General features: G+C 72.7%; 8 protein-coding genes. All 8 read left to right on the forward strand.

What is annotated here, in order from left to right:
* A partial coding sequence (locus ACQKIP_RS30845) for an ABC transporter permease (RefSeq protein WP_427744767.1) occupies positions 1-969 on the forward strand: 969 nt, incomplete at its 5' end.
* Positions 970-1,007: 38 nt separating this feature from the next.
* Positions 1,008-1,997 carry an ABC transporter permease gene (locus ACQKIP_RS30850; protein WP_365860758.1) on the forward strand — a complete coding sequence of 330 codons (990 nt, stop codon included), beginning with the start codon at positions 1,008-1,010 and terminating at the stop codon, positions 1,995-1,997.
* Positions 1,994-3,601 carry an ABC transporter ATP-binding protein gene (locus tag ACQKIP_RS30855; RefSeq protein ID WP_365860501.1) on the forward strand — a complete coding sequence of 536 codons (1,608 nt, stop codon included), beginning with the start codon at positions 1,994-1,996 and terminating at the stop codon, positions 3,599-3,601. Before ACQKIP_RS30850 ends, ACQKIP_RS30855 begins: the two co-directional genes overlap by 4 nt.
* A gap of 201 nt (positions 3,602-3,802) precedes the next feature.
* Positions 3,803-5,500 carry a GT4 family glycosyltransferase PelF gene (gene pelF, locus ACQKIP_RS30860; RefSeq protein ID WP_365860502.1) on the forward strand — a complete coding sequence of 566 codons (1,698 nt, stop codon included), beginning with the start codon at positions 3,803-3,805 and terminating at the stop codon, positions 5,498-5,500.
* Positions 5,497-6,720 (forward strand): hypothetical protein, encoded by a 1,224-nt coding sequence (locus ACQKIP_RS30865; RefSeq protein ID WP_365860503.1) that lies wholly within the window; start codon positions 5,497-5,499, stop codon positions 6,718-6,720. The genes pelF and ACQKIP_RS30865 overlap by 4 nt, the downstream gene beginning before the upstream one ends.
* A gap of 166 nt (positions 6,721-6,886) precedes the next feature.
* Positions 6,887-7,840 carry an NAD-dependent epimerase/dehydratase family protein gene (locus ACQKIP_RS30870; protein ID WP_365860504.1) on the forward strand — a complete coding sequence of 318 codons (954 nt, stop codon included), beginning with the start codon at positions 6,887-6,889 and terminating at the stop codon, positions 7,838-7,840.
* Positions 7,828-8,577 carry a spherulation-specific family 4 protein gene (locus tag ACQKIP_RS30875; RefSeq protein ID WP_365860505.1) on the forward strand — a complete coding sequence of 250 codons (750 nt, stop codon included), beginning with the start codon at positions 7,828-7,830 and terminating at the stop codon, positions 8,575-8,577. Before ACQKIP_RS30870 ends, ACQKIP_RS30875 begins: the two co-directional genes overlap by 13 nt.
* Positions 8,578-8,640: 63 nt before the next feature.
* Positions 8,641-9,456: molybdopterin-synthase adenylyltransferase MoeB (moeB, locus tag ACQKIP_RS30880; RefSeq protein WP_427744770.1), on the forward strand; the 816-nt coding region annotated here is incomplete at its 3' end.

The raw sequence follows: 9,456 nt of genomic DNA on the forward strand, positions 1-9,456 counted from the left end.
GAAGCGGGGACGGGCGCCACGGCGCCCGCCCCGGCTTCCGGCGCCCGTCAGTTCTGGCGGCGGCTGCGCACGCAGCGCGCCGCCCTCGTCGCGGCGGCCGTCGTCGCGCTGCTCGTCCTGGTCGCGCTCGCCGCGCCGCTGCTCACCGCCATCGAGGGCCAGGACCCCAGTACGTACCACCCCGACCTCATCGACTCGGGGCGCGGCGGCGTACCGATCGGCTCGTTCGGCGGGATGAGCGCCGAGCACTGGCTCGGCGTCGAACCGCAGACCGGGCGCGACCTGTTCGCCCGTCTCGTCTACGGCGCCCGGGTCTCCCTCGGCGTCGCGTTCGCCGCGACCCTGGTGCAGGTGCTGCTCGGCGTCTGCGTCGGCATCGCGGCCGGGCTCGGCAACCGCCTGGTCGACCAGGTGCTCAGCCGTGCCACCGACGTCATCGTCGCCATGCCGCTGATGATCCTCTCGCTCGCCCTGATGGCGATCGTGCCCAGCGGATTCCCGCGCCCCGTCCTGGTCGCGCTGGTCATCGGGCTCGTCGCGTGGGGCGGCACGGCCAAGATCGTGCGCGCGCAGACCATCACCCTCAAGGAGCTCGACTACGTGGCCGCCGCCCGGCTCAGCGGCTGGAGCACCTGGCGCATCGCGCGCCGCGAACTCCTGCCGGGACTCGCCGCCCCCGTCATCACCTACGCGGCGCTGCTGGTCCCGCTGAACATCACCGTGGAGGCCGCGCTCTCCTTCCTCGGCGTCGGCGTCAAACCGCCGACCGCGTCCTGGGGACAGATGCTGACCTCCGCCGACATCTGGTACCAGGCCGCGCCGCAGTACCTACTGCTGCCCGCGGGCGCGCTGTTCGTGACGGTGCTCGCGCTGACCGTCCTCGGGGACGGCGTGCGGACCGCGCTCGATCCACGGGCCGCGTCGCGGCTGCGGATCGGCACCGGGCAGAAGCGGGAGGGCAAGGCATGAAGGGTCTCCTGAGTGGCATGAGCGGCCTTCTGCACGGCATGACCGGCTTCCTCCTGCGGCGCGCGGTGGGCGCCGTCGTCACGCTGCTCGCCATCTCCGTGATCATCTACGCGGTCTTCTACGTAGCTCCCGGCGATGTCGCCCAGATCACCTGCGGGCCGCGCTGCTCACCGGCCCAAGTGGCGCAGGTGACCGAGCAGTTGCGGCTCGACGACCCGGTGTACGTCCGCTACTGGGACTTCCTCCAGGGCATCTTCGCCGGCCGGGACTACTCGACGGGCACGGGCACCGAGCACTGCGACGCCCCCTGCCTCGGGCTCTCCTACCAGAGCGACCAGCAGGTCACCCGGCTGATCCTTGCGAAGCTGCCGGTCACCGGGTCGCTGGCGATCGGCGCCATGGTGATGTGGCTGATCCTCGGCGTCGGCACCGGTGTCCTGTCCGCCTGGCGGCGCGGGCGCGTCACCGAGCGCGTCCTGACCGCCGTCACGCTCGCGGGCACGGCTACGCCCGTCTTCGTCATCGGCCTCCTTCTGATGATCGTGGTCTGCGGCCAGTTGAACTGGCTGCCCTTCCCGCAGTACGTGCCGTTCACCGACGACCCCCAGCAGTGGGCGTGGAACCTGCTCCTGCCCTGGCTGTCCCTGGCCCTGATCGAGGCCGCCAAGTACGCGCGCCTCACCCGCGCCTCGATGCTGGAGACCCTCGCCGACGACCACGTGCGGACGTTTCGCGCGTACGGCGTCGGGGAGCGCTCGATCATCGGCAAGCACGCCCTGCGGGGCGCGTACGCACCGGTCATCGCGCTCAGCGCCAACGACTTCGGGTCGATGTTCGGCGGCGCGGTGCTCAGCGAGACGCTCTTCGGCCTGCCCGGCATGGGGCGCGAACTCGTGCACGCGGTCAAGGTCGTCGATCTGCCGGTCGTGGTCGGCATGGTCCTGGTGACCGGCTTCTTCGTAGTGCTCGCCAATGCCGTCGCGGACGTCCTGTACGCGGTGGCCGACCGAAGGGTGGTCCTGTCATGAGCCTCGCCGGTCTCGTCCAAGTGACCGACCTGGTGGTCGACTTCGGCGACACACGTGCCGTCGACCGGGTCTCCTTCACGCTGGAGAAGGGCGCCGCGCTCGGCCTCGTCGGCGAGTCGGGGTCCGGCAAGAGCACGGTGGCCGCCGCGCTCCTGGGACTCCACCGGGGCACCGGCGCGAACGTCGGCGGCGAGGTGCGGGTCGGCGGCATCGACGTACAGGAGGCGTCCGGTCAGGAGCTGCGGCGGCTGCGGGGCGGGAAGGCGGCGATGGTCTTCCAGGACCCGCTGTCGTCCCTCGACCCGTACTACGCGGTGGGCGACCAGATCGCCGAGGTGTGCCGCGTGCACACCGGGGCCTCGCGCCGGGCGGCACGCGCGCGTGCCGTCGACGTGCTCGACCGGGTGGGCATCCCGGACGCGGTGCGCAGGTCGCGGTCCCGGCCGCACGAGTTCAGCGGCGGCATGCGCCAGCGCGCGCTCATCGCCATGGCGCTGGCCTGCGAGCCCGAGCTTCTGATCGCCGACGAGCCGACGACCGCCCTGGACGTCACCGTGCAGGCCCAGATCCTCGACCTGCTGCACGTGCTGCGGGCCGAGACCGGCATGGGCCTGCTCCTGGTCACCCACGACGTGGGCGTCGCGGCGGAGAGCGTCGACGACGTCCTGGTCATGCGGTACGGCAGGGCCGTCGAGCGCGGGCCCGTGCGCGAGATCCTCGGTGCGCCGCGGGAGGCGTACACGCGGGAGCTGCTCGGGGCGGTGCCGCGGGTGGACTCGCCGCGGGAGGCGTCCGCACCCGCGCGGGGCGACGTCGTGCTCGAAGCGGTCGGTCTGCGCAAGGAGTTCGGCCGCGGCAAGCGCGCGTTCGCCGCGGTGGACGGGGTGTCGTTCACGGTCCGCCGGGGAGAGACGCTCGGGATCGTGGGGGAGAGCGGCAGCGGCAAGACGACCCTGGGGCGGATGCTCGTGGGGCTGCTCGAACCCTCGGCGGGGGAGATCCGCCACGCGGGCGACGCGGCGCCGGGCGGCGTACGGACCGGCGTGCAGATGGTGTTCCAGGACCCCGTCTCCTCGCTCAATCCGCGCCGCGGCGTCGGGGAGTCCATCGCCGATCCGCTGCGTGCTCGGGGAGAGCACGACGACTCCGCGGTGCGCGCTCGCGTGCGCGCCCTCATGGAGCGCGTCGGGCTCGATCCGGCGTACTACGGGCGCTATCCGCACGAGTTCAGCGGCGGCCAGCGCCAGCGCGTCGGGATCGCCAGGGCCCTGGCCGCCGAGCCGCGGATCATCGTGTGCGACGAGCCGGTATCGGCGCTCGACGTCACGACGCAGGCGCAGGTGACCACGCTGCTCGCCGAACTCCAGGAGGAGCACGGACTCGCCCTCGTCTTCATCGCGCACGATCTCGCGGTGGTACGCCAGGTCAGCGACCGGGTCGCGGTGATGCGGCAGGGGCGGATCGTCGAGCAGGGCTCCGTCGACGAGGTGTACGGAGCGCCGCGACAGGCCTACACCAAAGAGCTGTTGGCGGCCGTGCCCGCACTTGACCCGCAGGCCGCGGCGCAGCGTCGTACGGCCCGCAGGGAGCTGGCCGCAGCTTAACGTTCCGTAGCGAAAGAGCGCTCTCCGGGCGGCATAGCGCGACGGAACGCAACCGACGCGGGAAAGTTACGGCCGTTCACCCCTTTTGGTGGCGTGATGGACAACCGTCCATCACGCCACCTTCATGTCCGCATACGTTCGTCCCGCTGCGAGCCGCTGGTCCAACGGCGGCTCTCCATATGGGAGATCGGGGGTGTACGCGTGCGCATCGGACTGCTTACGGAGGGTGGCTATCCGTATGTGAGCGGTGACGCCAGGCTCTGGTGCGACCGGCTCGTGCGCGGGCTCGGGCAGCACGAATTCGACATCTACGCGCTCAGCCGCAGCGAGCGGCAGGAGGCGCAGGGCTGGATCGAGCTGCCGCCCCAGGTGAACCGGGTGCGGACGGCCCCCCTGTGGACGGTCGACGACACCACCAGCGCCGTCACCGGAGCCCGGCACGGACGGCGGGCTCGGCGGCGCTTCGCGGAGTGCTTCGGCGCACTGGCTTCGGCGGTGTGCGACTCCGCCCCCGGTGCCTCCAGCGCGCTGGCGGACCGTTTCAGCAGTGCGCTTTACGGCCTCGCCGAACTCGCCCGCGACGAGGGCGGCCTCGTCGCCGCCCTGCGCTCCGAAGCGGCCGTGCGCGCCCTGGAGAACGCGTGCCGCGCGCCGGGCGCACTCCGCGCGGCGCGCACCGCCCGGGTGCCCGACCTGCTGGCCGTGACCGGCCTCCTGGAGCGCGCGCTGCGGCCCCTCTCCCTCGACTGGTACGGCGACGACGGCCTCGGCGCGGTGGATCTGTGCCACGCCACGTCCGGCGGCCCCGCGGCGCTCCCCGGCCTCCTCGCCCAGCACTTTTCCGGAGTCCCGCTCCTGGTCACCGAGTACGGCGTGCAGCTGCGGGCGCACTATCTCGCCACCGGCGACGAGGCCCTGAGCGCGCCGGCGCGGGCGCTGCTCACCTCCTTCCACGGCAGGCTCGCCGCCGAGGTGTACGGCAAGGCGACGATCGTCACGCCCGGCAACACGCACGCCCGCCGCTGGCAGGAGCGGTGCGGGGCCGAGCGGACGAAGCTGCGCACGGTGTATCCGGGCATGGAGGCGTCCCGCTTCGCGGACGTCGGCGAGCGGGAGGACCCCGGCGACCCCGACACCCTCCTCTGGGTCGGGCGCATCGAGCCCGCCAAGGACCTGATCTCCCTGCTCCACGCCTTCGCGGACGTCCGCAAGGAGGAGCCGAAGGCCCGGCTGCGCATCGTCGGGGCGCCCGCGGAGGGCCCGGAGGCCGCCGCGTACCTCACGCACTGCAAGGCGCTCGCGGCGCAGCTCTTCCCGGACGAGGCGCAGGGCGTGCACGCCGTCGGCGACAACCCCGTGTCCTTCGAGGAGATCGGCGCGCCCGAGGTGCCCGAACTCGAAGACGCGTACGCCGCGGGCAGCGTCGTCGTCCTGTCGAGCGTCATAGAGGGCTTCCCGATCAGCCTGATCGAGGCGATGTTCTGCGGGCGCGCGACGGTCTCCACGGATGTCGGAGCCGTCGTCGAGGTCATCGGCGGTACGGGGCTCGTGGTGCCGCCGCGCAACCCGCGGGCGCTCGCCGAGGCGTGCGTGGCGCTGCTGCGCGACGCGGGGCGGCGCGAACGGCTCGGGGCGGCGGCGCGTGCGCGGGCGCTCGAACTGTTCACCGTGGACCAGAACATCGAGGCATTTCGCGGCATTTACCTGGAGATCGTCTCGCACTGCCCGGTGCGCAGGGAGACGTTCGACGACGCGGGCGAGCCGGTGCCGTTCGGCAACCCGGCGGAAGCCTGCATGCCGGGCCGGTGGTCGGCGGCCGCGGGCGGGGGGGACACGGGAGCGCCCAGCTGGGCGCAGGAGAACGACGAACCGGAGCAGCTCAAGGAGGCGGGCGTATGAGCAAGGAACAGCAGATCGACGCGCCGCGGGCTCCGGGGAGCCCCGGCGGGTGGGACATGCGGTCGGAGGAACTGGTGGCCGACGCGGCACTCGTGCGGGAACCCGCGGCCTGGCGGGGAGCGGCGTCCGGCGCCGGGAACAGCGCCAAGCCCGTGCGGCGCGGTGGCGCCGACCCCGTGAAGACGCTGATGCACCGGCACAAGGAGCTGTGCGAGCGGGCCGTGGACCCGCTGGAGATCGCCGCCGGGCTCGAGGCGCACGGAGTGACCGACAGGACCGCCGCGCGGTTCCGGCACCGGGACGTGTTCGCGCTCGCCGAGGAGATGTACGCGCGCGTGCCGCGCGACGAGGAGGAACGCGCCGCCCCTGTGGTGCATCCCGCCGCCCGGAGCGCACCCGAAGTACCCGCCGGATGGGCGCTGTTCGCGCTGCTTCCGGGCGCGGCGTGCGGGCTGGCGATCGCCGGTCTCGAGCTGAGCGAGGGGCGTGCACGGCTCGCGGCGGGGCTCGGCGGGGCGCTCGCCGTGGCCGTCGCGCTGCGGGTGGTCCTGCGGCACGGCCCGCTGCGTTGCGCGCACCGGGTTCTGCCGGGCACGCGCGTGTGGGCGTGCTTCCTCGTCGCGTACGCCCTCTTCGGCGACGGGTTGCTGCGGGCCGCCGTCTCGGGCGGTCCCGACGGCCCCCTGGCGCCGTCGACCGCCGCCGCGCTGGGGCTCGCGCTCGCTGTGGCGCCCGCGGTGTGGTGCGTGCGGCTGTTCACCGTGGGGGCGCGGCGGCGGCTCTCGCTCAGCCGGGGGCTCACCGAATTCACCGCCTCCGTAAGGCCGTTGCTCCTGGGCGTGCTCGCGCTCTACCTCTGCGCCCTGGCTGCCCTGCTCATGGGGGCCGCGGCCGTTCGCGGAGTGCCGGTCTCCGCCGGGGCCGGTGCCCTCGGCGCGCTGCTGCTGCTCTCCCGGCTGCTCTCCTCGTACGGCTTCACGCGGGCTCCCTCGCTGATGTTGGGCGCCGCCGCTGCCGTGGAGGCGGTCTCGATGGCCTGCGTGTTCGCCGGGCGGCTGCCCGGATGCGCGTGGCTGGCCGCTCCGGCGGAAGGGGCGGTGCGGGCCTGGGGGCCCGGCGTCGTGCCCGTCGTCGCGTGCGGCGCCGCGGCGGCCGTCCTGCTGCTCCATTCCCTGCGGGTGCTCAGCCGGGCCTCCGCGCACGCGGGCCGGACGTCTTGAGCGTGCGCGCCGCCGGCCGCGGCTCACCCGACGCCACGCCCTCGCACACCATCTCTCCCGCGGGGCCGACACCGCGGGCCTTACCCCGTGAATTACGGCAACCCCCTGAAGGAGAAAGCCAGATGAGCACCCCCAGTATCCGCGCAACCGACCCCGGAGCCGCCCGATGAGGGTGCTGCTGATCGGAGCCAACGGATACCTCGGCCGGTTCGTCGCCGACCGGCTGCTCGCCGACCCGGCGGTGCAGCTCACCGCGCTCGGCCGCGGAGACGACTCGGACGTACGGTTCGACCTCGCGAGCGGCAGCCCCGGCGCGCTCACCCGCTTCCTGGACGCGGTGCACCCGGGAGTCGTCATCAACTGCGCGGGCGCCACGCGCGGCGGTGCCCGCGAGCTGACCCGGCACAACACCGTCGCCGTCGCCACGATCTGCGAGGCACTGCGCCGCAGCGGATGCGGGGCGCGCCTCGTGCAGCTCGGGTGCGGTGCCGAGTACGGGCCGAGCCAGCCGGGGTCCTCCACCGCGGAGGACGCCGTGCCCAGGCCCGGCGGACCGTACGGAGTCAGCAAGCTCGCCGCCACCGAGCTGGTCCTCGGGTCGGGGCTCGACGCCGTCGTCCTGCGGGTCTTCTCGCCCGCGGGGCCAGGCACCCCGGCCGGATCGCCGCTCGGGCGGCTCGCCGAGGCCATGCGGCGCGCCATGCAGTCCGGTGACGGCGAGCTCAAGCTCGGGGGCCTGGGCGTGCAGCGGGACTTCATCGACGTACGCGACGTGGCGCGCGCCGTGCACGCCGCCTCGCTCTCCGCGGCCCAGGGCGTCGTGAACATCGGCGCCGGCCGTGCCGTACGGCTGCGTGACGCGGCCGCGGTCCTGGCGCGCGTCGCCGGGTACGGCGGAGCCCTGCACGAGCTCGATCAGGGGGCCCTGCGGCAATCCATCGGGCACCCCCGCACCGAATCCGACCACGGGAACCCGGCCGCCTACCCCTACCCGGACGGCTGCGGCAGCTGGCAGCAGGCGGACGTGCGCACCGCGCGCGACCGGCTCGGCTGGCGCCCCCGGATCAACCTCGAAGAATCACTCGCCGACATCTGGATGGAGGCGGCATGCCGCATCTGACCAGCACAGCCACAGGCACCGCACACACCGACGTACGTCTCGGCTTCGGCATCCCCGGCTTCGCGCACCCTCTGGTCGCGCCGGGCGAATGGTCCGAACTGACCCGGCCGGGCACCCCTTTGGACTGGGTCGTCCTGAATGTGAGCAGGGGGCCGGGGGAGCGCCCCGACCCGCACTGTCTGGAGGCGGCGGGGCGGCTGCGGAACGCGGGCGTACGTGTTCTCGGTCACCTCGACATGACGTACGGGGCGCGCGGCTTCGGGGAGATCGTCTCCGAAGCCCACCGCTACCTCGACTGGTACCAGGTCGACGGCTTCTCCCTCGACCGCTGTCCCACGGAGCGCGCCGCGCTCCCCGAGGTGCGCAGGACGGTCACGACCCTGCGCGCGCTCTGCGACGACGCCCACATCGTCCTGGGGCACGGCACCCACCCCTATCCCGGCTATGCCGAATCCGGCGACCAGTTGGTGACCTTCTCCGGACCGTGGAGCGATTACCGCTGGTCACAGGTGGCCGAGTGGACCGCCGACTACCCGCCCGAGCGCTTCTGCCACTTCGTGCACGGGATGCCGCGCGGCCATCTCGACGAGGCGCTGCGCATCGCGCGCTGGCAGGGCGCCTCGACGATCTACTTCACCGACCGGGTGGACGTGGGAGGCGCGGCCGACCCCTGGGAGTCGCTGCCCGGGTACTGGGACGAAATCGTCTCGCGCATCGGAACGGGTGTCTCGGAATGAAGAAGGGCGTGGCAGTGTTACGGACAGAACAACCGTTTCCACATACCGACCAACGGAGTCTCCGTGTCGCTGCCACCCCTGGTCGAGCCAGCATCTGAGCTCACCGTCGACGAGGTCCGCAGGTACTCCCGCCACCTGATCATCCCCGACGTCGGGATGGAAGGGCAGAAGCGGCTGAAGAACGCCAAGGTGCTGTGTGTCGGCGCCGGCGGCCTCGGGTCACCGGCGCTGATGTACCTCGCCGCGGCGGGCGTAGGCACGCTCGGCATCGTGGAGTTCGACGAGGTCGACGAGTCGAACCTGCAGCGCCAGATCATCCACAGCCAGGCCGACATCGGCCGCTCCAAGGCGGCGTCGGCGAAGGACTCCGTCCTCGGCATCAACCCGTACGTGAACGTGATCCTCCACGAAGAGCGGCTCGAAGCCGAGAACGTGATGGACATCTTCGGCCAGTACGACCTGATCGTCGACGGCACGGACAACTTCGCCACGCGATACCTGGTCAACGACGCCTGCGTGCTGCTCAACAAGCCGTACGTATGGGGTTCGATCTACCGCTTCGACGGCCAGGCGTCCGTCTTCTGGAGCGAGCACGGCCCGTGCTACCGCTGCCTCTACCCGGAGCCCCCGCCCCCCGGCATGGTCCCGTCCTGCGCCGAGGGCGGCGTGCTCGGCGTGCTGTGCGCGTCGATCGGTTCCATCCAGGTCACCGAGGCGATCAAGGTCCTGGCCGGCGTGGGCGACCCGCTGGTCGGCCGCTTGATGATCTACGACGCCCTGGAGATGCAGTACCGCCAGGTCAAGGTCCGCAAGGACCCGGACTGCGCGGTCTGCGGCCCGAACGCCACCGTCACCGAGCTCATCGACTACGAGGCCTTC

The sequence above is a fragment of the Streptomyces sp. NPDC059900 genome, from assembly GCF_050270335.1.
Lineage (GTDB): Bacteria > Actinomycetota > Actinomycetes > Streptomycetales > Streptomycetaceae > Streptomyces.

What these genes read in the sequence shown, in the direction of transcription:
- ACQKIP_RS30850 (WP_365860758.1), top strand. Translation starts at nt 1,008, where the DNA reads ATGACCGGCTTCCTCCTGCGGCGCGCGGTGGGCGCCGTCGTCACGCTG.
- ACQKIP_RS30855 (WP_365860501.1), top strand. Translation starts at nt 1,994, where the DNA reads ATGAGCCTCGCCGGTCTCGTCCAAGTGACCGACCTGGTGGTCGACTTC.
- ACQKIP_RS30865 (WP_365860503.1), top strand. Translation starts at nt 5,497, where the DNA reads ATGAGCAAGGAACAGCAGATCGACGCGCCGCGGGCTCCGGGGAGCCCC.
- ACQKIP_RS30870 (WP_365860504.1), top strand. Translation starts at nt 6,887, where the DNA reads ATGAGGGTGCTGCTGATCGGAGCCAACGGATACCTCGGCCGGTTCGTC.
- ACQKIP_RS30875 (WP_365860505.1), top strand. Translation starts at nt 7,828, where the DNA reads ATGCCGCATCTGACCAGCACAGCCACAGGCACCGCACACACCGACGTA.